Below are 21,915 nucleotides of genomic sequence, written 5' to 3'. Positions count from 1 at the left end.
GCTTGGGCACAAAAACACCTTGATTGGCCCTCAGTTTACGCGGCCTAATCGCGTGTTGAGGTTTGCGGCCCTCCGGCTTCCACCTGGATCGGGTGCCGCAACATTTTTATGATTGGTCCATGCCCCAGCTTTTGCATCATAAGCTCGATCCCTCAAGCCGGCTCATCCGCCTCATGCTTGCCGAATACGGTGTCGATGTCGGTCTGGTCGACGTGGCGCCCTGGCGGCGCGATCCCGATTTTCTTGAAATCAACCCCGCGGCATCCGTCCCCGTCATGCTCGACGAGCCGTTTCCGCCTATTGTCGGCATTCTGGCCACCATCGCCCATATCGAGGACAATTTCGGCCCCGAAGGCCATATCGAGGCCCTGTTGCCCGAAAATGCAGGCGAAAAGATCGAAGTCTGGCGCCTGCTCGAATGGGTTCTGTTAAAGCTCGGCCCTGAAGTGACCGCCTATCTTCTCGAGGAAAAGCTCATAAAGCGCGATCTGCGCTCTGGCGCTCCCGAGCCTTCGGTCATCCGCATCGCCAAGGCCAACCTCACCGAACACCTTGCCTATTTTTCCTGGGTTCTGGCCACTCGCCGCTGGCTGGCCGGCGATACGCTGACTCTGGCCGATTTTGCACTCGCCGCCCATATTTCCGTGCTCGATTATATGGGCGACATCGCCTGGGAAAAGGCCGGCGAAATCAAGGATTGGTACGCCCGCATCAAATCGCGCCCCGCTTTCCGTCCACTGCTGGGCGACCGCATCGTGGGCATGCCGGCCTCGACGAGCTACGCGGACCTCGATTTTTGAGTGCTAAGGGCGACAGCATAGTTGCCGAACTGCGCGCCCGCGCTGCCGAACTGGGCTTTGCCGGTTTCGGCATCGCGCCTGCCGATGCCCGCCCCGACCTGCCGCAAAAGCTGCAATCGGCGCTACAAAGCGGCTGGCACGCCGATATGGACTGGATGGCCGACACCGAGGAGCGCCGCAAATCCCCTGCCGCACTCTGGCCCGATGTGAAATCGGTTATCATGGTGGGCGCCAATTACGGCCCGGAGGAAAACCCGCTCGACCGTCTCGCCGACACTTCCCTCGCCAACGTCTCGGTCTACGCCCAGATGCGCGACTACCATGACGTCATCAAGGGTCGCCTCAAGGATCTCGCAGGCCTTCTCGCCCGCCGCACCGGCGCCGAGGTCAAAGTGTTCGTCGATACCGCACCGGTGATGGAAAAGCCCCTCGCCGAAGCCGCGGGCTTGGGTTGGCAGGGCAAGCACACGGTGTTGCTCTCGCGCGATGCGGGCTCGTGGCTGTTTCTGGGGGCGATTTTCACTTCGGCCGATCTGCCCGCCAGCACACCGGCAGAGGAAAAATGCGGCACCTGCACCAAATGCCTCGACATCTGCCCCACAGATGCCTTCCCCGCCCCATTCCGCCTCGATGCCCGCAAATGCCTTGCCTATTATTCGGTCGAGCATAAGGGCCAGATCCCTGTCGAATTCCGCAAACCCATGGGCAATCGCGTCTTCGGCTGCGACGATTGTCTCGCGGTCTGCCCATGGAACAAGTTCGCCAGCGCCACCCGCGACGCCAAACTCTCGGCCCGCCAATCCATCCGCAATGCCGGCTTGAGCGACATGCTCGCTCTGAGCGATGCAGCATTCCGCGATTTTTTCGCCCAGACACCCGTCAAGCGCCTCGGCTCGGACCGTTTTTTGCGCAATTGCCTCGTTGCGGCGGGCAATTCGGGCGACACGGCGTATCTTGCCGCCATCGAGCGGCTGATCGCCCATGACAGCCCGCTGGTGCGTGGCATGGCCATCTGGGCCCTGCGGCAGCTGACCGGGGAGGGCGAGGCAGACGCCCAGCGGGCCAGATCACTTGCAACCGAACCCGATCCGGAGGTCAGAGCCGAATGGAGCCATTGAACATATTCGTCTTCGGCGCCGGCTATTCAGCGCAGGCAGCAATCACTGCCCTGCGCTCGGGTTGCGATGTCTCGGTGACGGCCACAACCCGTTCCGCCGAAAAAGCCGACGACCTGACCCGAAAGGGCATCGCCGCCCAGATTTTTGACGGCACCGCGCCCGCTCCTGCCCTGCAGCCCGCGCTGGAGGCAGCGACCCATCTTCTGGTCTCGATTTCCCCCGGCCCCAATGGCGATCCGGTCCTTGCCCAACACGCGCCCGACCTGCGCGCCGCCCCCAATCTCAAATGGATCGGCTATTTTTCCACAATCGGCGTTTATGGCGACGCCAAGGGGGAGTGGATCGACGAAACCGCGCCCACCGAACCGCTCTCGGCCCGTAACCGCTATCGGCTCGATGCCGAAGCAGGCTGGCAGGCGCTGGCCGAAGAAAAGTCGATCCCGCTCGCCATTCTCCGTCTCGCCGGCATCTACGGCCCGACGCGCTCGCCATTTGAAAAACTCAGATCGGGCACGGCGCGCCGAATCGTCAAGCCCGGCCAGGTCTTCAACCGCATCCATGTTCACGATATCGGGGCCATCACCGCCCTTGCCGCCACCCAGCGCCTCGATGGCATCTTCAACGTCTGCGACGACGAGCCGGCCCCGCCCCAGGACGTGATCGCCGACGCCGCCCGATTGCTCGCCATGGCTCCACCGCCCGAAATCGCCTTTGAGGACGCCGATCTCTCGCCTATGGCCCGCACCTTTTATGCGGGAAACCGCCGCGTTTCCAACGCCAGGATCAAGTCCGCGCTCGGCTACAGCCTCAAATATCCCACCTATCGCGAGGGCCATGCGGCCATATTGCGCCAACGTGACGATTGACGCGCAGCCAATTGCACCCTATCTCGCGCGGATGGTCAAAAAGGCATCAACATCGGCTCCCTCCCAGCGCATGCTTCGCGTCGGCGAACGTGTGCGCCACGAGATCGCGGCTCTGCTCTCGCGCAACGAGATCATCGATCCGCTGCTCGAAACCGTTACCGTCACGGTTCCCGAAGTGCGCATGACACCCGATCTCAAGCTCGCCAATGTCTATGTCATGCCCCTTGGCGGGGAAAATGCCGAGGACGTGGTGTCCGCGCTCAATACCCACGCCAAGTTCATCCGTGGCCGCGTCACCCCGGCGCTCGATCTGAAATACGCGCCCCAGTTCCGCTTTTTCGTCGACAAGACGTTCGACGAATATGGCCGCATCGACGCGATCTTGCGCTCGGAACGCGTGCAGCGCGATCTGGCGAGCGACGACGACAGCGAAGACTGAATAAAGGACGTGCAGTGAGCCAAGCTCAAAAAAAGCGCGTCAAGCGCGACCTGTCCGGCTGGCTTGTGTTCAACAAGCCCTATGACATGAGCTCCACCGAAGCGGTAGGCAAGCTGCGCTGGCTCTATGGCGCCAAAAAAGCCGGTCACGCCGGCACGCTCGATCCGCTGGCCACCGGCATCCTTCCCATTGCTTTCGGTGAGGCCACAAAGACCGTGCCCATCGTCCAGGACGGCACCAAGGTCTATCATTTCGATATCGTCTGGGGCCAGGCCACCTCAACCGACGATATCGAAGGCGAAGTGATCGCCAACTCCGAAGTTCGCCCCACCGAACAAGCGCTCGAGGCCGTCCTGCCGCGGTTTATCGGATTGATCACCCAGATCCCGCCCGCCTTTTCGGCCATCAGGATCGGCGGCGAGCGCGCCTATGATCTGGCCCGCGCCGGCCACACCCTCGAAATGCCGTCCCGCGAGGTCGAAATCGACGCCCTCGAAGTGATCGCGCACGCCCCCGAGCGCAGCAAACTCTCGGTCACCTGTTCCAAGGGCACCTATGTTCGCGCCCTGGCCCGCGACATTGCCGAGGCGCTCGGAACCAGGGGCCATGTCGGCGCTTTGCACCGCGCCCGGGTGGGCAATTTCTCCGATGCTGACGCCGTTACCCTCGAAACGATCGAATCCGTAGAGCTTCCGGCCCGCGATGGCTTGCTGCTGCCCATTGCCGCCGGGCTGGCCGATCTGCCCGAAATCCGTCTCGATGCCCGACAGGCCGCAACCATAAGGCTGGGAAACCCGGTGCTGTTGACCGGCCGCGACGCCCCCATCGCCCTTGACGAGGCATGGGCATCGCTCAAGGGCGAGGCGGTGGCGCTCGGCTTTGTCCAGGCGGGCCAGTTCAAACCCAGGCGGGTTATTCTGGGCTGAGGGGATCGGGGCCCGCGCGGGGGCTCTTTACCCTCTCTCTGTGACAGGCTAAAGGTTTGCGGGTCCATAAGGATCGGCCACTCGACAATGTCTCAATCCGCCCCGCAGAACGAGAGCCATCCGGCCGAATCCGAGGAGCGGAAAACGCCGCGTAGCGGTCCGCTTTCAATTCCGATTATCTTCTATCTCGCCTTTCTGGTTGCCTTCGTCGTCCTGCCCGCCACGGCGTTCACCGCGGTGCTTTTGGCTCGCCACAACGTTGCCCAGGAAGAAACTGTCCAGACCTTTACCGTTGCAACGGCCCGCTCGGTCCTCCAGTCGGTCGAGCGCGAGATTGCGGGCATGATCACCACACAAAGGGTGCTCATGAGCATCGAGGCGCTCAATGCGGGCAATCTGGCCGAATTTCACGAGCACGCCCAGACGGCGCTGGCCGGCACGGGCTCGTATTTCATCATTGCCGACGATCAGTTCAACCAGTTGCTCAACACCCGTGTCGAATACGGCGCGCCGCTGACTCAGGTAACCGAACGTCAATCCGTACGTCGGGCCCTCGAAACGCCTGATGCTGTGGTGTCGGACATCTTTTTCGGTCAGACCGCACAGGAATATGTGTTCAACGTGGTGCGCCAGCGCCCCGGCATCATCCCGCCCCAACTCGCCATTCTCACCCAGAATGCCTCGTCCCTTTCCAACGCCCTGCTCACGCGCGAACTGCCCCAGGGCTGGCATGTGGCGCTTGTCGATTCCAACAATACGGTCCTTGCGGCCTCCGAGGACGCGGCCCGTATCGGCGAACCCCTGTTCATTCCGTTGCGCGAGGACGCCGGCGGAACACGATGGATCGACACAACAATCTCCGGCGAGGACTACAAGACCATCACCCAGTATTCGATTCTGACCGGATGGTATGTGGTCGCCTGGGCACCCTCTTCGATGGTCACCGAGCCTCTGCGCACAACGCTTTTGTGGCTTCTGGCCGGGGCGCTGGTCATTGTCGTGCTGGCCGGTTTTGCCGCATCACTCGTCGGCCGTCAGATTGCCTCCTCTGTGCGCGGGCTCGCCCGTCAGGCCCGTGCCATGGGCGCCGGCCAGGAGATCGTCGCCATTCCCTACCCGGTTCAGGAACTGGCAACCGTGTCTGAGGCACTGGCCGACGCCGGGGCCAAGCGGCGCCAGGCCGAGACCGAATCGCGGTTTTTGATGCGCGAGGTGGCGCATCGCTCCAAAAACCAGCTCACCGTCATTTCGGCCATGGCCAAGCAGACGGCGCGCGGCGCCGCCGATGTGGAAAAATTCGTCGAGAACTTCCAGAACCGGCTTTACGGCCTGGCCCGGTCCACCGATCTGCTTTTGACCCATGGCACCCAGGGGATCGGGTTGCGCGATCTCTTTCGCACCCAGATCGATCCTTTCCGTCCAGAAGATCCCTCGCGCGTGGTCAAGACCGGGGTCAATGTCTATCTCAACGTCCAGGCGGCACAGGTTCTGGGCATGGCTGCCCATGAACTGGCCACCAACGCCTCCAAATACGGCGCGTTTTCTCGCGATGGCGGCAAGCTCACCGTCAACTGGAACCGGGCCGGCGGGGACAGGTTGCAACTGGTCTGGCGCGAAACCGTGCCCGGTTTCACCCCGCCTGCCGATCACAAGGGGTTCGGCACCGTCGTGCTTCAGACCATGGTTGCCGGCGCGCTCAAGGCCGATGTCGAGCGCACCGTGCACGAGGACGGCATCGAATGGACGTTTTCCATCCCGCTCGAACAGATCGACCCCGACCGTGACACCCCCGATACCGACGAGCCTGAAGCGGGACTCTGATCGGCCCGTAAACGAGAAAAAACTTCTCATTTGCCCCCCGATACCCTATATGGGCGCCAGCAAAAGGGTTTCCCTTTGTGCATAAAATGGCCATTCCTGGACGGCATCCCGGTATTGGCGTCACGCAACTCCTTGTTTTGAAAGGGATTTTACGATGTCGATTACTGCTGAGCGCAAGGCTGAGCTGATCAAGGATTATGCAACGAAGGCTGGCGATACCGGGTCTCCGGAAGTTCAGGTCGCCATCCTGACCGAGCGGATCACCAACCTCACCGAACATTTCAAGAGCCACGGCAAGGACAATCACTCGCGCCGCGGTCTTCTGAAAATGGTTGCGACCCGCCGTTCGCTTCTCGACTATGTCAAGCGCGGCGACCAAGCGCGGTACCAGAGCCTGATCGAACGGCTCGGCATCCGCCGCTAGAGCAATTGACGGGGGGTCGGCGCCATTTGCTGACCCCTTGTCGTATCGCCTGCCGGCAATGGGGCCGGCAAGCGCAAACTGCCGGAAGCGCCCTTTGGGGGCATGGCAGGATCGCCGGAGGCTCCGGTCACTTCTCAACGGAAGCTTGAGCCTCTCGCCGTCTTGTCCATGTTCCGGAACTTGAGGGACGCCTCTGGCGCCACCTGCGACGCGATCCGCCCGATGCCGCTTGGAAGCGCGTCGGCGGCTCCTCGCACAAGAAGGAATGTCTCATGACACTCAATTTCGACCACCACAAAGTCGAGCTCGACTGGGGCGGACAACCCCTCACGCTCGAAACCGGCAAGATCGCGCGTCAGGCCGATGGCGCCGTGCTCGCCACCCTGGGCGAAACCGTGGTTCTGGCCACCGTCGTTTCCGCCAAGACGCCAAAGGCCGGCATCGATTTCTTCCCGCTGACCGTCAACTACCAGGAAAAGTATTTTGCCGCCGGCAAGATCCCGGGTGGCTATTTCAAGCGTGAAGGCCGCCCCACCGAGGCCGAGACGCTGACCTCGCGCCTGATCGATCGCCCGATCCGCCCCCTGTTCCCCGCCGGGTACAAGAACGAGACCCAGGTCATCATCACCGTGCTTCAGCACGACATGGAAAATCAGCCCGACGTGCTCGCCATGGTCGCGGCTTCAGCGGCGCTCACCATTTCGGGCGTGCCCTTCATGGGCCCCATCGGCGCGGCCCGCGTCGGTTATGTCGATGGCGAGTATGTTTTGAACCTGCCCATCGACCGTCGCGATGATTCCAAGCTCGACCTCGTGATGGCTGGCACTGCCGACGCCGTCCTGATGGTGGAATCGGAAGCCAAGGAGCTCTCCGAGGACGTCATGCTCGGCGCCGTCATGTTTGGCCACCAGCAGAGCCAGAAGGTGATCGATGCGATCATCAAGCTCGCCGAACTGGCCGCCAAGGAGCCCCGCGAATTCGAACCCGCCGATATGAGCGCGCTCGAAACCGAAATGCTCGCGCTGATCGAAAGCGATCTGCGTGACGCCTACAAGAACACCGACAAGATGGTGCGCTACGACGCCGTCGACGCGGTCAAGGCCAAGGTCAAGGCTCACTTCATCCCCGAAGAGGGCGAAGCGGCCTACACCCCCGAACAGGTCGGCGCGGTGTTCAAGTCGCTCCAGGCCAAGGTCGTGCGCTGGAACATTCTCGACACCAAGACCCGGATTGACGGTCGCGACCTCGAAACGGTCCGCCCGATCGTGTCCGAAGTCGGCGTCCTGCCCCGCACTCACGGTTCGGCCATCTTCACTCGCGGTGAAACCCAGGCGCTGGTCGTTGCGACGCTGGGTACGGCGGACGATGAGCAGTTCATCGATTCGCTCGAAGGTACCTACAAGCAGAACTTCCTGCTCCACTACAACTTCCCGCCCTATTCGGTCGGTGAAGCTGGCCGCATGGGTTCGCCCGGACGCCGCGAAATCGGCCACGGCAAGCTTGCCTGGCGCGCCATCAACCCGGTCCGCCCCTCGGCCGAGGAATTCCCCTACACCCTGCGTGTGGTTTCCGAAATCACCGAATCCAACGGTTCGTCTTCCATGGCAACCGTGTGCGGCACCTCGCTGGCGCTGATGGATGCGGGCGTTCCCATGAAGAAAGCCGTCGCCGGCATCGCCATGGGCCTGATCCTGGAAGGCGAAAAATTCGCCGTGCTGTCCGATATCCTGGGTGACGAAGATCACCTCGGCGACATGGACTTCAAGGTTGCGGGCACCCATGACGGCGTGACCAGCCTGCAGATGGACATCAAGATTGCCGGCATCACCGAAGAGATCATGAAGATCGCTCTGGGCCAGGCCAAGGATGGGCGCAAGCACATCCTCGAGGAAATGGCCAAGGCCATCGACACGGCCCGTTCGGAAGTGGGCGAGTTCGCCCCGCGCATCGAAACGCTCAAAATCCCGACCGACAAGATCCGTGAAGTGATCGGCACCGGCGGCAAGGTGATCCGTGAGATCGTCGAAAAGACCGGCGCCAAGATCAACATCGAAGACGATGGCACCGTCAAGGTCTCGTCCTCGGACGGCAAGCAGATCGATGCGGCCATCAAGTGGATCAAGTCGATCACCGACGAACCCGAAGTGGGCGAAGTCTATCAGGGCACCGTGGTCAAGACCGCCGATTTCGGCGCGTTCGTGAACTTCTTTGGTGCAAAGGACGGCCTCGTGCACATCTCCCAGCTCGCCGAAGAGCGCGTGGGCAAGACCACCGACGTCGTCAAGGAAGGCGACAAGGTCTGGGTCAAGCTTTTAGGCTTCGACGAGCGCGGCAAGGTTCGCCTTTCCATGAAGGTCATTGATCAGGAGACCGGCAAGGAAAAGGCCAAGGAAGACGAAGCCGCCGAATAATCGGCCAGCGTTTCTCCCAAGCGATCAGCCCGACGCCCCGAAAGGAGCGCCGGGTTTTTTCATGTCGCGAGCAAAAAAATCGTGATGAGATGTCGGCAGGGCGTGTTGGGCAACGTCCTGGCAACAGACACGCATCCAAGGGAGAGAAAAATGCGCTTCATGGTGATGATAAAGGCCTCCGCCGACAGCGAGGCCGACGTCGAGCCCCAGGAGGGCCTGCTGCTCGAAATGGGCAAATACAACGAGGATCTGGTCAAGGCCGGTATCATGGTCGATGGCGCGGGCCTGATGTCGACGTCAAAAGGCGCTCGCGTTCAGGTCGCTGATGGAAAGCCCATCGTCACCGACGGCCCCTTCACCGAGATCAAGGAAGTGATCGCCGGGTTCTGGATCTGGAACTGTTCTTCGCTGCAGGAGGCCATCGACTGGGTCGCAAAATGCCCCATCGCCCACGGCCAGGACCGTTTCGAAATCCGCCAGATGCACGAGCTTGAAGATTTCGCCACCGAAGGCGAAGGCTATGAGCAACACAAGAAGGTTGAAGCCGAACTCGCGGCGCAAAAGTCGGGAGCCTGACCATGCCCCACGTCACCTCCGCCGACGGCACATCCATCGGCTATGAGACCCGTGGCACCGGCCCGCTCGTGATCATTGTCGCTGGCGCGACCCAGTATCGCGCCGTCGATGCCGATACCCCCAGGCTGGCCGATCTCCTCGCCCAGCGTTTCACGTCCGTGCTCTACGACCGCCGCGGGCGCGGGGAAAGCGGCAACACGGAGCCTTACGCCGTCAACCGCGAGATCGAAGACATCCAGGCTCTGATCGATGCGCTTGGCGGCACTGCCATGCTGTTTGGCATGAGTTCGGGTGCCGTCCTGGCGCTAGAGGCCGCCGCGTCGCTTCCGCGCCAGGTCACGCGGGTCATCTGCTACGAACCGCCCATAAACTCCGCGCAATCCAGAGACGAGGCATTAGCCGACCTTGCCCGGATGGAAGCCTTCAAGGCCCACGGCGACGGGGCCGGCGCCATGGAGGACTTCATGCTTTCGGTTGGCACGCCCCCCGAGCACGTCCAGGGGTTCAAGCAGAGCCCGCAATGGGAGGCCTACGCTGCTGTCGGAACCACCATCGCCCACGATTTCCGCATCTTGGCCGAAGCCACAAAGACCGACATGAAAGCCCGCTGGCGCGGCATCGCCCAGCCTGTGCTCGTCGTCAATGGCGACAAGAGTTTCGATTTCATGGCCGCCGCCGCTGACATCGCCGCCGCAGCGCTGCCCAACGCAATGCGGAAAACCCTGCCCGATCAGGGCCATGGCCCCCAACCGGAAGCCATCGCACCGGTCATCACCGCCTTTTTCACCGAGGCACCGAAATGAAAAAGACCCATTCCGGCTCGTGCCATTGCGGTGCCATCCGTTTTACCGCCCCCATCGATCTCGATGAGGGAATCCGCAAATGCAATTGTACCTATTGCTTCAAGACCGGCTATCGCAAAGCCTTCGTCTATGGCGATTCGGTCATCGTGACCGAGGGTGAAGCCCGTATCGGCCACTACGCTGCCGACCCGTCCTCATGGCCACAGGGCACCATTGATCACATGTTCTGCACGAAATGCGGCACGCAGGTTTTCTCGCGCGGCTATCTCGAATTCGAGCCCTTCAACGGCTGGTTCCACGCCGTCAACGTCTCGACTCTTGACGATGTGACGCCCGAAGAACTCGATGCCACCCCGATCCTCTACGAGGACGGCCTGCACGACCGGCAAATGCAGGCGCCTTCAGTCACAGCTTATCTCTAGGGCGGGACTTAAAGCTGCGACCGCCCCTCGGGCAAAACGCGATGCGGTGGCGTGTGGCCGTCGAGAAAGGTGCGGATATTGACGATCACCGTCTCGCCCATCTCGATCCGCGCTTCGAGCGTTGCCGAGCCCATATGCGGGGTCAGCATCACCTTGTCGGCCCGCGCCAATTCGAGCAGCTTGGGGTTCACCCCCCTCTTGTGCTCGAAAACATCCAGCGCCGCACCCGAAAGGTGCCCTGAAGCCACAAGATCGGCCAGCGCGTCCTCGTCCACCAGTTCGGGACGGGAGATGTTGACCACGAACGCCCCGGGCTTGAGCCGTTTCATCCGGTCCGCTGAAAGGATGTCGACGGTATCGCGCGTATGGGGCGTGTGCAGCGAAATGATATCGACATGCTCGACCATCTTGTCGAGCGAGGCCCAATAGGTCGCCCTCAGCGATTCCTCGATCTGGGGGGCTTTTCGAGTCCGCCCGCAATAATGGATGGAAAGTCCGAACGCCCTCGCCCGCCGTGCCACCGCGGTGCCGATCCGACCCAGCCCCACGATCCCCAGCGCCTTGCCGCCCAGCCGCCGGCCCAGCATCCAGGTCGGCGACCAGCCCGGCCATGTTCCGTCCTTGAGCAGCACCCGAGCGCCCTCGGTCACCCGGCGCGGCACGCACAGCATCAGCGCCATCGCCATGTCGGCGGTGTCCTCGGTCAGAACCGAGGGCGTGTTGGTTACGGTTACTCCCGCCGCATGGGCCGCTTCGATGTTGATGTTGTCGAATCCGTTGCCGAACTGGGCGATCAGTTTGACGCCCGCAGGCATCTGGGCGATGAAATCCGAATCGATGCGGTCGGTGATCGATGAGACCAGAACCTCGGCCCCCTTGAGCGCGCTCAGGAGAGCCGTCGAATCGAGTGGAGCGTCGCTCTGGTTGAATGTGACGTCGAACAGCGCCGCCATGCGCGCCTCGACCGGCTCGGGCAGGCGGCGGGAAACGACGATTTTGGCCCGGTCCCGGGTCACACGATCACCATTATTGCAGACTAGCTCCGGCACCGGTTCTCTATGATTTTCAGCGCGCATTAAGATCGCGCGATTACTGTTAGGGAAAAAGCGCCGTGCTGCAAAGTCCTGCCGCGCACGCCGGCGCAGCGTTCAGCCTGTTCAATGAGTAAAATCGTGCGCCCTTTCATCTCCCTTCGCCTGCTTTTGGTGTTGGCTCTGGCCCTTGGCGCCCCGGCGTTTTCGGTCACCCCGCTCCTCGCCCAGAATGCGCAGGTTGGCGCCTCCAGCGGCCTGCCCATCCCGCGCTTTGTTTCCATGCGCAACGCCCCCACCAATGTCCGCGTCGGGCCGGGCACCAATTATGATATTGCCTTTACCTTTCTGCGCCCCGGGGTTCCCGTCGAAATCACGGCCGAATTCGACACATGGCGCCGTATTCGCGATGTGGAGGGCGATGAGGGCTGGGTTCACCAGAACCTGGTTGTCGGCGACAGGACGGCCCTTGTCGCTCCCTGGCAGGCTGAGGGTCCAATTGCCCTGCGCGTATCCGCCAGCCCCGAATCGGCCGTCCGCGCCTGGCTTTCTCCAAAAATGCTGGTCTCGGTGCGCACCTGTACCGGCACGGCCTGCGAAATCCGCCTCAACCACACCGGCCTCGATGGCCGCACGAGCTCATATCAGGGTTTTGTCGCCCAGCAGACGCTCTGGGGTGTCTATGAAGGCGAAGTCTTCGACTGAGACAATTGTGGGGGGCCGGAGCCCAACCACCTCATGCCCACAAGACCCTATTGGGTGCGCTTGACCCGAACGATCACATCCACATGGGTCACTTTCATGCCCTCGGGCGCATCGGGAATGCCGGCGATCTTGATCGAATCGGACGGAATGTCCTCGATCCGCTGCTCATCCTCGATAAAGAAGTGATGGTGGTCGGTTGTGTCGGTATCGAAATAAGACCGCGCCGCATCCACTGAAATCTCGCGCAACAGCCCGGCCTGGCGGAACTGGTGCAGCGAATTGTAGATCGTGGCCAGCGAAACCGAAACGCCCGCGCCCTCGGCCTCCGAATGGAGCTGCTCGGCGTTGACGTGCCGGTGCGGACCGGAAAACAGAAGCTCGGCCAGCGCGAGCCGCTGGCGGGTGGGCCGCAGCCCGGCCATGCGCAGCACGGCCATAAGGCAGGGGCCGCGTGAGGGATGCGCCTCGGCCCTAATCGTTGCAGTCATTGGCTCTTTTAGCGTTTGGAATTGCCATTGTTGGGCCGGACTATACCGGTCGGGGCACCCCGACACAAGAACGCTCCCGGCCTGCCGCTTTCATGCCAGCGGCACCGATCTTCAAACCTTTGAAAACAAAGAATATATTGAAAAATTCCTTGCCCCGGGAACGTCGGCTGCGGGCTCGGTGTTATCCACCGCCACCACTCGAAAGTGATGGCGCCGGCCCGGTTCTGATTGCCAAGGGTCAGCCAAGGGGTCTAGACTCCACAGTGCCCGTCAGAGCTTGGGTACAGATGAGGTTGGCTCCAGTGCCGGGCATCCGAAACCAGACCAAGAGGCCATCATGAGCTTGCGCGTATCTGGCAAAAACATGGACGTGGGAGAAACGCTCCGCGGCACCGCCACCGATCGGATCGATGCCGTGGTCGGCAAATATTTCGATGGAGGATATGACGGTCATCTGACCCTCGAGCCCGAAGGCATCGGGTTCAAGGCCGATTGCATGATTCATCTCGATACCGGCGTCGTCCTGCAGGCGACAGCCTCTGCCAACGATGCCATAGCGGCCTATGAGGATATGGCCACCCACATCGAAAAGCGCCTGCGGCGCTACAAGCGCAAGCTCAAGAACCACAGGCGCAGCGCCAACGGCAATGGGGCAGGCGATGGCTATTCGGCCTATGTGCTGGCCGCGCCCGATGACGATATCGAACTCGACGAGGATTTCGCACCCCCCGTCATAGCCGAGGCGACCTCCAATCTGCGCACCATGAGCGTGGGCGAGGCCGTCATGGAGCTCGATCTGTCACAGTCCGATGTAATTGTCTTCCGGCACGCTGGACATGGGGGCATGAATGTGGTTTACCGCCGGGCCGACGGGAACATTGGATGGATCGATCCGGCCTTGTCGCAAACATGACACGCATTGGCGCGTTTCCGGCAAAGGGCGCATGCCGCCCTTTCGGTCCGGAAGCGCGCCGGACACACCGCCCGCCGACCATTGTATTGGACGATGGAAAAGGCGTGGGCTTGAGACGAGATTGTCAGCGGTCATAAAGAGAAACGTCACCCAAAAGGTTTGTTAAATGGAACTTGCTGACATCCTGTCGCAGGATTCGATCATTGCCTGCGCTAAGGTCGCGAGCAAACGCCAGCTCCTTCAACTTCTGGCTGATCGTGCGTCTGAACTTGTCGGTATCGATTCGCAGGTGATCTTCGAGACCCTGCAGAACCGCGAACAGCTGGGATCGACCGGCCTGGGCAATGGCATCGCCATCCCCCACGGCAAGATCAAGGGCCTGCCCTGCGTCACGGCGGTCTTCGCCCGCCTTGCCCAACCCATCGATTTCGATGCGGTCGACGATCAGCCTGTGGATCTTGTCATGATGCTCCTAGCCCCCGAAGGCTCGGGCGCCGATCATCTCAAGGCCCTCAGTCGCGTCGCGCGCCTGTTGCGTGCCGATGGTGTGGTCGACCGCCTCCGCGCCACCAAGGACGGAACCAAGTTGCGCGATATTCTCACCACGCCGTCCGAAGCCATCAACGCGGCCTGATCTCCGCGCTTTGGCACGTGATACCGATAAGGCCGCCCTTTGGGGCGGCCTTTCGATTTCGGCGTGAGGCATCTGCCGCCCTGGAGCTTGTCCAGCAAAACCGCTTCCACCTTTGCTGGACAAGCTCTAGTAGCCGTAGAGCATGTGTTCAGGCAGCGGCACCGTTCCCTCTTCGATCACCGGCTCTATGGCCCGGCATTCCGGCTCGCGCGCCAGCGTATCGGCGACCTTGCGCGCCGTCTCATTGGCGCCCGGATTGCCGGTTGCCACCACATAACCCACGATGCACCCCTGCCAGACTTCGATCAGCCCCACCTTCTGGACGAGCAGCACCTCGACGGGCGCGTCCCGCTCGGGCGCGGCCACGAACCAGCGCTGTATGGTGGCCAATGGGATCTGCCGCTCCCCCTCGCTCAACACCCGCCATTCGATCACATCGTGCGGCGTGCCCGTATCGACAAAGCTTGCCCAGCGTGAGACCAGATCGCCCTGCGGGGGAAACCCGAAATAAAGGCTGTGATTGTCCCCCATTGTCTGGAGCAACACAGGATAGCCGCCATAACCGGGGCAAACCGCCTGCCGCGGTATTCCCGTGTCCGCCTCGCCCGGCGCAAACATGACGCACCGGGTTGCGTCGAAATCGGTATAGACGCTCTCGATGGTCTGGGCCGACGCCCCGGCCATACCCAAAAGCATAGCCATCACCGCAAATCCAATCCGCTTCATGGCTCCCTCCACAGCGCTTCTTGAGCATGGATAACAGTTTTCAGGCACAAAAGCCCGGCCAACCTGCGTGATACCAAAAAGGGCCATCCCATGCGGGACGGCCCTTTTTCGTTTAGCGCTTCCAGCTGTCGTTATAGAATACGACGCGGTAGCCGTCAGGATCCTCAAACGTCACGCCTTCGGCGTCCCACCATGGGTTGAAGGATTTGACCGGCGCATAGCCCACAGCTTCCATGCGGTCGCGCGCCTGCTCATAGGCGGTTTCGTCTGGCAGGTAAAAGACCAGAAGATTGTCCTCGGTCGGCGCGCGTCCGGCCCTATGGCCATGCGCGCGGGTAAATTCGAGGTGATAGGGCGCGCCAGATCCGCCCAGGATTATGCCATCGAATCCGTTATGTCCCTCGAAACGGGATAAAAGTTCAAATCCCATCCCCTCGCGATAGAAATGCAGGAGCGCGTCGATGTTGTCGGTTGGGCGGGCGACACGCAGCACCGGCGCGCTCTTGGCAGGCTCATTCATGGCTAATGCAATGTCGCCAACTGCACCTCGTGGCCGTCGATCCAGTCCATGATCGCTTCTTCGGTGTCGGCGATCAGAACGGGAGCGCCGTCGGCACTCATGAGCAATTCCAGGCGTTGTTCGGCAGGCGCCATGGCGGCCTGGGGGATGAACTCGGCCAGTTCGCCCGCGTCCATCTGCTTGCGGAACACGATGTCCCCGGCGCCCAGTGCTGCGAACTGTGCGGCGGTCAGCGTCTTGAGCGGTTCGGCCTCGACACCCAGATGGGCGTCAGTGAACGCTGTCTTTTCAATGGGCTTGTTCATAACGCATACCTCTCTACTCGACCGAACGGATCTCGATACGGCGGGTCACGGTCTCGGTGACGGGCCGGTATACGGTGATAACGAGGAGGCCGTCTTTCAGTTCGGCACCCTCTATCCTCATGCCGTCGGCAAGCAGGAAAGTGCGCTGAAACTGCCGTGCGGCGATGCCGCGATGCAGATATTGGCGCGCACCGTCTTCAGTCTGCCGGCCCCGCACGATCAGCTGATTATCCTCTCCAATCACTTCCAGATCGTTACGCGAAAATCCGGCGACCGCAATGGCGATCGAATAGGTCTCATCCCCGGCTTCGGCGGTCATCCGCTCGATATTGTAGGGGGGATAGCCTTCGGAGGCCCGTGCAAGCCGGTCGAAACGCTCTTCGAACGCATCAAAGCCCAGAAGAAAAGGGGCGGAAAACAGCGATACCCGTGTCATCGGTCGTTCATGTCCTTGATAACAAGCAACATCGCAACTTTGAACCTGCTTCAGGCTTCATCGTCGCTTGGCTATGATATGGGGCGCACGGCAGCCCGTTCAAGAGAGCTTTTCGATGCTTAAGAAACTTGCCGTTTCCATCGTCATGCCCGCCTACAAGGCGCACGACACCATCGCCCGCGCCGTCGCCTCGGCGCTGGCCCAGTCCCATGTGCATTTCGAATTGATCGTGGTCGCCGACGACGGGCAAGATTACGAGGCCGTTCTCGGGCGGTCCGGCGTTGCCGATCCGCGGCTGCGCTTTTTCTCTTCGGGCCTGATCGGTGCGGGCTCGTGCCCGGCGCGCAATGTCGGCCTGGATGCCGCCCGCTATGAAATCGCGGCCATTCTGGACGCCGATGATGCCTTCAAGCCCGAAAAGCTCGAGATCATGGTGCCGCTGGCCATCCAGTACGGGCTGGTGTCCTGCGCGCTTGACGTCACAACACCCGATGGCACCCATCTGCGCCATGTGGGCAAGGGCGAAAACCGGCTGCTGACGCCCGGGGAGTACAAATTCACCAATTTTTCCATGGATTCCATGCTGGTCTATGACCGCCGCCGGGCCGATCCGCGCTATTCGACCGCCCAACGCTCCATGACCGATCTCGAATTCCTGCTAAAAATCTTCGCCAGCGTGCCGGCATGCTTTCATGTGGGCGCGCCATTGCACGATTACGTGAAGATGCCCGTTTCGATCTCCAACGGCCCCGACGTCACCCAAAGGATGGTCGCGTCCAAGACCATTATGCGCAAGGGGCTGGCCGAGGGGCGCTACCCCCTGGCCGACCCGACCGGCCTTGTGGGCATGGGCCGTTTTCTCGACATCTCGCTTGCCGCCGAAAAAACCTACGCCCCGCGACCCGGCGCCAACCCGCCAGACCTGTTTGAAGACCACATCGAGCCGCTGTTAAAGCGATAGGGTAAGGCCGGGCATGCCAACCTGAGCAGCTTTCGGCTCAATGCACCCCATTGCCACGAGCGATTGGTGCATGGCGGTGTCGAGCGGCGTGCGCGGCTCGGCGCCGAGCAGTTCGACAAGCCGTGTGTTGTCCATCCGCATCGGATGGCGCCAGACCGCCGCGATATCGGCCGCCTCGCGCGCAAATCCCCCGAACGGTGCCAGAAGGTGCATCGCCCACCAGGGAAAGCGATAGACCGGCAGCTTGCGTCCCACCTGCCGCTCGATGGCCTCGATCATCACCGTCCCGCTCTCATCGTAAATACCCTCGAACTGCAGCCGCTCGAACGGGCGCAAGGCCTCAGGGCGTTCGAGCACCTGCGCAAACGCCTGGGCAAGGTCGGGCAGATACGCCCAGCTGTGCCCGGCCCCACGGGCAATCTTGACGATCCGCCGCACCGGCTTGCCGGCCGCCACCATGCCCTGGGCGAACCAGCTCGATCGGGCACCCGGCCCGAAAAAGTCCCCGGCCCGCAGAATAAGGCTTTCCACCTCAGGAGCCGCCCGCTCCAGCCGGGCCTCGAGCTCGGCACGGATACGGCCCTTGAAGCTTTTCGGGGTCTGCGGGCTTGTCTCGCTCAGCACCGGTGTGTGCGCCGGATCGAAATTATAGACAGTGCCCGGCAGCACCACCCGCGCCCCCACATCCCGCGCCGCGGCGATGGTGTTGTCGATCATCGGCAGCACCAGCTCGCCCCAGTTTCTGTAGCCTGGCGGGTTGACCGCGTGCACGATGGTGGAAACCCCTTGCGCCGCGCCGATCACATCCGCCCGGTTCATGGCATCGCCGGCCACCCAGTCGATTCCAGCCACCCCGCTGCGCCGCGCCGCATCGAGGTTCCGCGCCAGCCCGCGCACCGTCCAGCTGTTGCCGATCAGGGCTGTGGCGATGGCGCCGCCCACCCCGCCCGTGGCCCCCAGAACCAATGCCGTCCTTTTTTCCGTATCCATGATCGAAATCCTTTGTCTGCGTTTGCGATGGACGAAAGATGGGCTCGGCAGGCCTAAAAATATATTGGCAAAACTTGGAGTATCGCCTACAAAAAACTTATGAAGCAGACGATCAACTGGGACGACCAGCGCATCTTTCTTGCCGTGCTTGAGCAAGGCAGCCTTTCGGGTGCGGCGCGACGGCTTGGCCTGTCCCATCCCACGGTGCGCAGCCGCATCGAGGCGCTCGAGGCCGATCTGGGCACCGTACTGTTCACCCGCTCGATGACCGGGCTCACGCCCACCGAGGCGGCGGAAGCCCTGCGCGAACCGGCTCATGCCATGGCCATTGCATCGGATGTCTTTACGCGCCGTGCTTCGGCACCCTTTGGAGAAATCGCCGGCATCGTGCGGCTGAGCGTGCCCGAATTTATGGGAATCGAAGTCATTCCGGCGATGCTCGAGACCCTCAGGGTGTCACACCCTGCCATTCGCATCGAGTTGTCATTGTCCAATCAGCGGGCCGATCTGTTGAGCCAGGAGGTCGATCTTGCCGTCCGCACCGTCGCGCCGGACCAGCAGGCGCTTCTGGCCCGCAAGGTCGCGACCATCCCTTTGGGCATGTTTGCCAGTCACGCCTATGTGGCGCGGCGCGGCCGGCCCGAAACGCTCGAGGATCTGGCCAACCATGACATGATCGGGCCCGACCGCGATCCGCTTGATCTTGAATTTGCCCGGCGCCTGGGGCTGACCTTTGCGCTCAACCGCATGGTGCTGCGCACCGACAGCCATCCCGCCCAGATCGCCGCAGCCCGGGCCGGCGTGGGCATCGCCGTGGCACAGGTCCCGCTGTGCGAGGCCGACCCGCGCCTTGTGCGCATCCTGCCCGATTACGCGCCAGTGCAAATGGGCACCTGGATCGTAACCCACGAAAACCTGGCCCGCGTACCCCGCGTCCGCGCCGCGTTCGATACGCTAGTTGCCGGTTTCCATGCAATGATGCACAAGCCGTCATAGGCCCAACGCAACCAGTTCGCCCCTTTGCGCGTTATAAGAACGTCCTTTTGGGGACGATCATTAACAATGCTGTTGTGGGGTTAAAATGGACGAAATGGGAGTCGGCTGGATTGCAGCCATCATCATCGGCGGTCTGGCCGGCTGGATAGCCTCGGCCATCATGAAGACCGGCACGGGAATCTTTCTCAACATCGTTCTCGGCATCGTCGGCGCGGCGATTGCCAGCTTTTTGTTCGGCCTGATCGGTGTTTCGTTCGGCGGCTGGTTCGGTTACCTGATCGCCGGTCTGATCGGCGCGTGTATTCTCATCGCGCTCGTCAGGGCCGTCCGACGGTAAAACGATTTTCATAATGCGATATCTCGACCGGCGCCTTGCCCAAGGTGCCGGTTTTTTGCTGCGGGCCGTAGATATACGCATGGTCAACGCCCATAGGCCGCCAAAGAGAACTTGGTAGCGTTTTGCCCCGTATTTTTTCCCCCGATGACCGGCACAAAGGGGGATTTCATGCCAAACGGCCGCCGTCGGTTCCTGGCGTGCACCTGGCAGGACCAGGCGGGCACCTCCGCCGTCGAATTTGCCCTGATCGCGCCCATCTTCCTGCTGCTTTTGTTCGGCGCCATCGGCTATGGCATTTATTTTGGCGCCGCCCACTCGGTCCAGCAACTGGCCGCCGATGCGGCCCGCGCGGCGGTGGCCGGGCTCTCGGGAGCTGAGCGCACCGCCCTCGCCACGGCCTTCCTCGCCAACAATGGCGGCTCTTATGTGCTGATCGACCCCGATCTCTTGACCATAGCGGCCGCCCCCAGCCCGTCCGATCCCGACCAGTTCCTGGTCAGCGTCAGCTATGATGCCTCGGCGCTGCCCATCTGGAATCTCCACCCCCCGCTGCCCCTCCCCGGCAAAACCATCGTCTTTGCCTCCACCATCCGCAATGGTGGGGTGTGATCGATGGGCCCGATCGCCCGCTTCCTCGTCGATGTCAGGGCCAATGTGGTCACCCTGTTCGCTGCCGGCGCGCCTGTCCTGCTCGGCCTTGCCGCCTTTGCAATCGATGAGGCCTCCCTCCATCTCGAAAAACGCCGCCTGCAATCGGTCGCCGATCTGGCTGCCATCCACGCCGCAGGCGACCCGGCCAACGCCGCCCAACAGGTGCGCCTGAGCCTGCGCGACGCCGGATACGATCCCCTCCCCGAAACGATCATCGTTCAGACCGGTCACTACGCTCCCGATCCCTCTCTTGCGCCCGCCGAGCGTTTTGCTCCCGATACCGGCCCCATAAATGCGGCTCGCGTCACCCTGCGGCGCGAGGGCACCGTCCATTTCGCGTCGCTTTTCGGCTTTCCGCCGCCTCTCATCGGTGTCGTGGCCACCGCCAGCGCCACCCCCATGGCCGGCTGGTCCATCGGCTCACGCCTCGCCAGCCTCAATGGCGGCGTCCTCAACGCCGTGCTGGGTGGCCTGTTGGGCACCGAGTTGTCGCTTTCGCTGCTCGACTATAACGCCATCGCCGATGTCGATATTTCGCTCCTCGATTTCCTTGACGCCCTGTCCGGAGAGGTGGATCTGGAGGTCGGCACCTACTCCGAACTCCTCAATGCCGATATCTCCCTTGGCGCCATCGCCGCCGCCATCGCCTCGGCTTCGGGGGGAAATGCGGTCCTTGTGCACCTGGCCGGGCTGGTCGACGAAACACTCAGCGTGGACATGGCACGCCTGATCGTCGCCGACGGGCTGGCGGGGCTGGCGCTTGGCACTTCGGCAGCGGTCGAGGCCAGCGTCGATGCGTTGGGCCTTTTGTCGGCCGCCGCTCTGGTCGCTGATGGCAACCGCCATATCGGCCTCGAACTTGGTGCAGGCGTGCCCGGCATTGCCGGCATCGATGTGGCACTGGTTGTGGGCGAACCGCCGGTCACCGGCTGGTTCACGCTCTCGGGCGAGGGCGATTATCTGCGCACCGCCCAGACCAGGCTTCGTCTCGACGTCTCGGTTCTGGGCAATGGCGGCGGGCTGGGCCTGCTCGACATCACCTTGCCCGTTTATGCCGAGCTTGCCCCCGCCGAGGCGCGCATGGCGTCCCTGTCCTGTCCCCCCGGTCGCCCCGATCAGGGCACCGCCACCATCGATGCAAGCCCCGGCGTGCTGCGGCTGGCCATAGGCAACACGCCCCAATCGGCGTTTCTGGATACAAAAAGCCCGCTCGAGATCGCCAAGACCCCCATCGTTTCGCTTCTGGGCGGCATCGCCCGAGTCAACGCCCGCGCCGATGTTTCAATGAGCCAGACAAGCCCCGTCCCGCTTTATTTCACGGCGCACGACGCCGCCAACGACACCATCCGCACGGCAACCACCCGCACTCCCGTTTCAAGCCTGACCGGCTCACTGATCGGCAATCTCGATCTTGAACTGGAGGTTCTTTCGATCAACCTGCTCGGTTCCCTGCTTTCGGGTGCGCTCGACGCCGTCGAAACGCTGCTTGACCCTGTCGCCATCGTTCTCGATGAGGTCCTGATCGTGCTGTTCGACGCCCTGGGCATCGGCCTGGGCGAAGTCGACGTCGCCGTCCACAGCTTCGATTGCCGCAATGCCGCCCTGGTTCAATAAGG

At 62.2% G+C, this 21,915-nt stretch carries 25 protein-coding genes and 1 pseudogene; 19 read left to right on the top strand and 7 right to left on the bottom strand.

Annotated elements, in window-relative coordinates:
* Positions 1-119 precede the first annotated feature (119 nt).
* The 11 genes and pseudogenes from V6617_RS18050 (at position 120) to V6617_RS18000 (ending at position 10,606) form a co-directional block, all read left to right on the top strand.
* Positions 120-800: a glutathione S-transferase family protein gene (locus V6617_RS18050; RefSeq protein ID WP_338608303.1), complete on the top strand. Its 681-nt coding sequence runs from the start codon at positions 120-122 to the stop codon at positions 798-800.
* Positions 797-1,918 carry a tRNA epoxyqueuosine(34) reductase QueG gene (gene queG, locus V6617_RS18045; RefSeq protein WP_338608302.1) on the top strand — a complete coding sequence of 374 codons (1,122 nt, stop codon included), beginning with the start codon at positions 797-799 and terminating at the stop codon, positions 1,916-1,918. The genes V6617_RS18050 and queG overlap by 4 nt, the downstream gene beginning before the upstream one ends.
* Entirely contained in the window at positions 1,906-2,784 is an 879-nt protein-coding gene (locus V6617_RS18040; protein ID WP_338608301.1) for an SDR family oxidoreductase, read from the top strand. Before queG ends, V6617_RS18040 begins: the two co-directional genes overlap by 13 nt.
* A 70-nt stretch (positions 2,785-2,854) precedes the next feature.
* Positions 2,855-3,223, top strand: a complete 369-nt coding sequence (rbfA, locus tag V6617_RS18035; protein WP_338610767.1) for a 30S ribosome-binding factor RbfA — start codon at positions 2,855-2,857, stop codon at positions 3,221-3,223.
* Between the two features lie 14 nt (positions 3,224-3,237).
* Positions 3,238-4,149 (top strand): tRNA pseudouridine(55) synthase TruB, encoded by a 912-nt coding sequence (truB, locus tag V6617_RS18030; RefSeq protein ID WP_338608300.1) that lies wholly within the window; start codon positions 3,238-3,240, stop codon positions 4,147-4,149.
* Positions 4,150-4,236: 87 nt separating this feature from the next.
* Positions 4,237-5,970, top strand: a complete 1,734-nt coding sequence (locus tag V6617_RS18025; protein WP_338608299.1) for a sensor histidine kinase — start codon at positions 4,237-4,239, stop codon at positions 5,968-5,970.
* Positions 5,971-6,055: 85 nt separating this feature from the next.
* Positions 6,056-6,394: pseudogene (gene rpsO, locus V6617_RS18020) on the top strand (30S ribosomal protein S15); the annotation flags it as partial.
* A gap of 272 nt (positions 6,395-6,666) precedes the next feature.
* Positions 6,667-8,805 carry a polyribonucleotide nucleotidyltransferase gene (gene pnp, locus V6617_RS18015; RefSeq protein WP_338608298.1) on the top strand — a complete coding sequence of 713 codons (2,139 nt, stop codon included), beginning with the start codon at positions 6,667-6,669 and terminating at the stop codon, positions 8,803-8,805.
* A 150-nt stretch (positions 8,806-8,955) separates the two neighbouring features.
* Positions 8,956-9,381, top strand: coding sequence for a YciI family protein (locus V6617_RS18010; protein WP_338608297.1), 426 nt, complete (start codon positions 8,956-8,958; stop codon positions 9,379-9,381).
* Positions 9,382-9,383: 2 nt separating this feature from the next.
* The gene (locus V6617_RS18005; protein WP_338608296.1) at positions 9,384-10,184 is read left to right on the top strand and encodes an alpha/beta hydrolase; all 801 of its coding nucleotides are present in this window, start codon (positions 9,384-9,386) and stop codon (positions 10,182-10,184) included.
* Positions 10,181-10,606 carry a GFA family protein gene (locus V6617_RS18000; protein ID WP_338608295.1) on the top strand — a complete coding sequence of 142 codons (426 nt, stop codon included), beginning with the start codon at positions 10,181-10,183 and terminating at the stop codon, positions 10,604-10,606. Before V6617_RS18005 ends, V6617_RS18000 begins: the two co-directional genes overlap by 4 nt.
* An 8-nt stretch (positions 10,607-10,614) precedes the next feature.
* Here the strand turns inward: V6617_RS18000 and V6617_RS17995 are convergent, their stop codons facing one another.
* Positions 10,615-11,622 carry a D-glycerate dehydrogenase gene (locus V6617_RS17995; RefSeq protein ID WP_338608294.1) on the bottom strand — a complete coding sequence of 336 codons (1,008 nt, stop codon included), beginning with the start codon at positions 11,620-11,622 and terminating at the stop codon, positions 10,615-10,617.
* Between the two features lie 156 nt (positions 11,623-11,778).
* Between V6617_RS17995 and V6617_RS17990 the strand changes: the two genes are divergently transcribed.
* A complete protein-coding gene (locus V6617_RS17990; protein ID WP_338608293.1) occupies positions 11,779-12,342 on the top strand; it encodes an SH3 domain-containing protein in 564 nt (187 codons plus the stop codon).
* A 47-nt stretch (positions 12,343-12,389) separates the two neighbouring features.
* On the opposite strand, the gene irrA is transcribed toward V6617_RS17990, so the two are convergent.
* Positions 12,390-12,830 (bottom strand): iron response transcriptional regulator IrrA, encoded by a 441-nt coding sequence (irrA, locus tag V6617_RS17985; RefSeq protein WP_338608292.1) that lies wholly within the window; start codon positions 12,828-12,830, stop codon positions 12,390-12,392.
* Between the two features lie 337 nt (positions 12,831-13,167).
* Here irrA and hpf point away from each other — a divergent pair, with 337 nt between their 5' ends.
* Complete coding sequence (gene hpf / locus V6617_RS17980; RefSeq protein WP_338608291.1) at positions 13,168-13,743, top strand: ribosome hibernation-promoting factor, HPF/YfiA family; 576 nt, start codon at positions 13,168-13,170, stop codon at positions 13,741-13,743.
* Between the two features lie 166 nt (positions 13,744-13,909).
* Positions 13,910-14,377 carry a PTS sugar transporter subunit IIA gene (locus V6617_RS17975; protein ID WP_338608290.1) on the top strand — a complete coding sequence of 156 codons (468 nt, stop codon included), beginning with the start codon at positions 13,910-13,912 and terminating at the stop codon, positions 14,375-14,377.
* A gap of 126 nt (positions 14,378-14,503) precedes the next feature.
* On the opposite strand, the gene V6617_RS17970 is transcribed toward V6617_RS17975, so the two are convergent.
* The 4 genes from V6617_RS17970 to V6617_RS17955 all read right to left on the bottom strand — a co-directional run bounded on the left by V6617_RS17970 (position 14,504) and on the right by V6617_RS17955 (position 16,364).
* Positions 14,504-15,103, bottom strand: a complete 600-nt coding sequence (locus V6617_RS17970; protein WP_338608289.1) for a hypothetical protein — start codon at positions 15,101-15,103, stop codon at positions 14,504-14,506.
* A gap of 112 nt (positions 15,104-15,215) precedes the next feature.
* Complete coding sequence (locus V6617_RS17965; RefSeq protein ID WP_338608288.1) at positions 15,216-15,623, bottom strand: VOC family protein; 408 nt, start codon at positions 15,621-15,623, stop codon at positions 15,216-15,218.
* A gap of 2 nt (positions 15,624-15,625) precedes the next feature.
* The gene (locus V6617_RS17960) at positions 15,626-15,928 is read right to left on the bottom strand and encodes a DUF1150 family protein (RefSeq protein ID WP_338608287.1); all 303 of its coding nucleotides are present in this window, start codon (positions 15,926-15,928) and stop codon (positions 15,626-15,628) included.
* Positions 15,929-15,941: 13 nt separating this feature from the next.
* On the bottom strand, positions 15,942-16,364 hold the full coding sequence (locus V6617_RS17955) for an Hsp20 family protein (RefSeq protein WP_338608286.1): 423 nt from the start codon (positions 16,362-16,364) through the stop codon (positions 15,942-15,944).
* Between the two features lie 115 nt (positions 16,365-16,479).
* Here V6617_RS17955 and V6617_RS17950 point away from each other — a divergent pair, with 115 nt between their 5' ends.
* Positions 16,480-17,325: a glycosyltransferase family A protein gene (locus V6617_RS17950; RefSeq protein WP_338608285.1), complete on the top strand. Its 846-nt coding sequence runs from the start codon at positions 16,480-16,482 to the stop codon at positions 17,323-17,325.
* On the opposite strand, the gene V6617_RS17945 is transcribed toward V6617_RS17950, so the two are convergent.
* A complete protein-coding gene (locus V6617_RS17945) occupies positions 17,314-18,315 on the bottom strand; it encodes an NAD-dependent epimerase/dehydratase family protein (protein WP_338608284.1) in 1,002 nt (333 codons plus the stop codon). The two genes, V6617_RS17950 and V6617_RS17945, sit on opposite strands and share 12 nt — an antisense overlap.
* Before the next feature lie 99 nt (positions 18,316-18,414).
* Between V6617_RS17945 and V6617_RS17940 the strand changes: the two genes are divergently transcribed.
* The 4 genes from V6617_RS17940 to V6617_RS17925 all read left to right on the top strand — a co-directional run bounded on the left by V6617_RS17940 (position 18,415) and on the right by V6617_RS17925 (position 21,913).
* The gene (locus V6617_RS17940) at positions 18,415-19,311 is read left to right on the top strand and encodes a LysR family transcriptional regulator (RefSeq protein WP_338608283.1); all 897 of its coding nucleotides are present in this window, start codon (positions 18,415-18,417) and stop codon (positions 19,309-19,311) included.
* A gap of 85 nt (positions 19,312-19,396) precedes the next feature.
* Positions 19,397-19,648, top strand: coding sequence for a GlsB/YeaQ/YmgE family stress response membrane protein (locus V6617_RS17935; RefSeq protein ID WP_338608282.1), 252 nt, complete (start codon positions 19,397-19,399; stop codon positions 19,646-19,648).
* Between the two features lie 168 nt (positions 19,649-19,816).
* The gene (locus tag V6617_RS17930; protein WP_338608281.1) at positions 19,817-20,257 is read left to right on the top strand and encodes a TadE/TadG family type IV pilus assembly protein; all 441 of its coding nucleotides are present in this window, start codon (positions 19,817-19,819) and stop codon (positions 20,255-20,257) included.
* Between the two features lie 3 nt (positions 20,258-20,260).
* Positions 20,261-21,913: a TadG family pilus assembly protein gene (locus V6617_RS17925; RefSeq protein WP_338608280.1), complete on the top strand. Its 1,653-nt coding sequence runs from the start codon at positions 20,261-20,263 to the stop codon at positions 21,911-21,913.
* Positions 21,914-21,915 lie beyond the last annotated feature (2 nt).

The organism is Pelagibacterium nitratireducens (genome assembly GCF_037044555.1).
Taxonomy (GTDB): domain Bacteria; phylum Pseudomonadota; class Alphaproteobacteria; order Rhizobiales; family Devosiaceae; genus Pelagibacterium; species Pelagibacterium nitratireducens.
Note: the sequence above shows the minus strand (reverse complement) of the source record. Positions and strands in the feature narration are given on the sequence as shown.

Bases quoted from the DNA above. Each gene is read 5' to 3' on its own strand.
- V6617_RS18050 (WP_338608303.1), top strand. From the start codon at position 120: ATGCCCCAGCTTTTGCATCATAAGCTCGATCCCTCAAGCCGGCTCATC.
- V6617_RS18040 (WP_338608301.1), top strand. From the start codon at position 1,906: ATGGAGCCATTGAACATATTCGTCTTCGGCGCCGGCTATTCAGCGCAG.
- rbfA (WP_338610767.1), top strand. From the start codon at position 2,855: ATGCTTCGCGTCGGCGAACGTGTGCGCCACGAGATCGCGGCTCTGCTC.
- V6617_RS18025 (WP_338608299.1), top strand. From the start codon at position 4,237: ATGTCTCAATCCGCCCCGCAGAACGAGAGCCATCCGGCCGAATCCGAG.
- pnp (WP_338608298.1), top strand. From the start codon at position 6,667: ATGACACTCAATTTCGACCACCACAAAGTCGAGCTCGACTGGGGCGGA.
- V6617_RS18010 (WP_338608297.1), top strand. From the start codon at position 8,956: ATGCGCTTCATGGTGATGATAAAGGCCTCCGCCGACAGCGAGGCCGAC.
- V6617_RS18005 (WP_338608296.1), top strand. From the start codon at position 9,384: ATGCCCCACGTCACCTCCGCCGACGGCACATCCATCGGCTATGAGACC.
- V6617_RS18000 (WP_338608295.1), top strand. From the start codon at position 10,181: ATGAAAAAGACCCATTCCGGCTCGTGCCATTGCGGTGCCATCCGTTTT.
- irrA (WP_338608292.1), bottom strand. From the start codon at position 12,830: ATGACTGCAACGATTAGGGCCGAGGCGCATCCCTCACGCGGCCCCTGC.
- hpf (WP_338608291.1), top strand. From the start codon at position 13,168: ATGAGCTTGCGCGTATCTGGCAAAAACATGGACGTGGGAGAAACGCTC.
- V6617_RS17975 (WP_338608290.1), top strand. From the start codon at position 13,910: ATGGAACTTGCTGACATCCTGTCGCAGGATTCGATCATTGCCTGCGCT.
- V6617_RS17970 (WP_338608289.1), bottom strand. From the start codon at position 15,103: ATGAAGCGGATTGGATTTGCGGTGATGGCTATGCTTTTGGGTATGGCC.
- V6617_RS17965 (WP_338608288.1), bottom strand. From the start codon at position 15,623: ATGAATGAGCCTGCCAAGAGCGCGCCGGTGCTGCGTGTCGCCCGCCCA.
- V6617_RS17960 (WP_338608287.1), bottom strand. From the start codon at position 15,928: ATGAACAAGCCCATTGAAAAGACAGCGTTCACTGACGCCCATCTGGGT.
- V6617_RS17955 (WP_338608286.1), bottom strand. From the start codon at position 16,364: ATGACACGGGTATCGCTGTTTTCCGCCCCTTTTCTTCTGGGCTTTGAT.
- V6617_RS17950 (WP_338608285.1), top strand. From the start codon at position 16,480: ATGCTTAAGAAACTTGCCGTTTCCATCGTCATGCCCGCCTACAAGGCG.
- V6617_RS17945 (WP_338608284.1), bottom strand. From the start codon at position 18,315: ATGGATACGGAAAAAAGGACGGCATTGGTTCTGGGGGCCACGGGCGGG.
- V6617_RS17940 (WP_338608283.1), top strand. From the start codon at position 18,415: ATGAAGCAGACGATCAACTGGGACGACCAGCGCATCTTTCTTGCCGTG.
- V6617_RS17935 (WP_338608282.1), top strand. From the start codon at position 19,397: ATGGACGAAATGGGAGTCGGCTGGATTGCAGCCATCATCATCGGCGGT.
- V6617_RS17930 (WP_338608281.1), top strand. From the start codon at position 19,817: ATGCCAAACGGCCGCCGTCGGTTCCTGGCGTGCACCTGGCAGGACCAG.
- V6617_RS17925 (WP_338608280.1), top strand. From the start codon at position 20,261: ATGGGCCCGATCGCCCGCTTCCTCGTCGATGTCAGGGCCAATGTGGTC.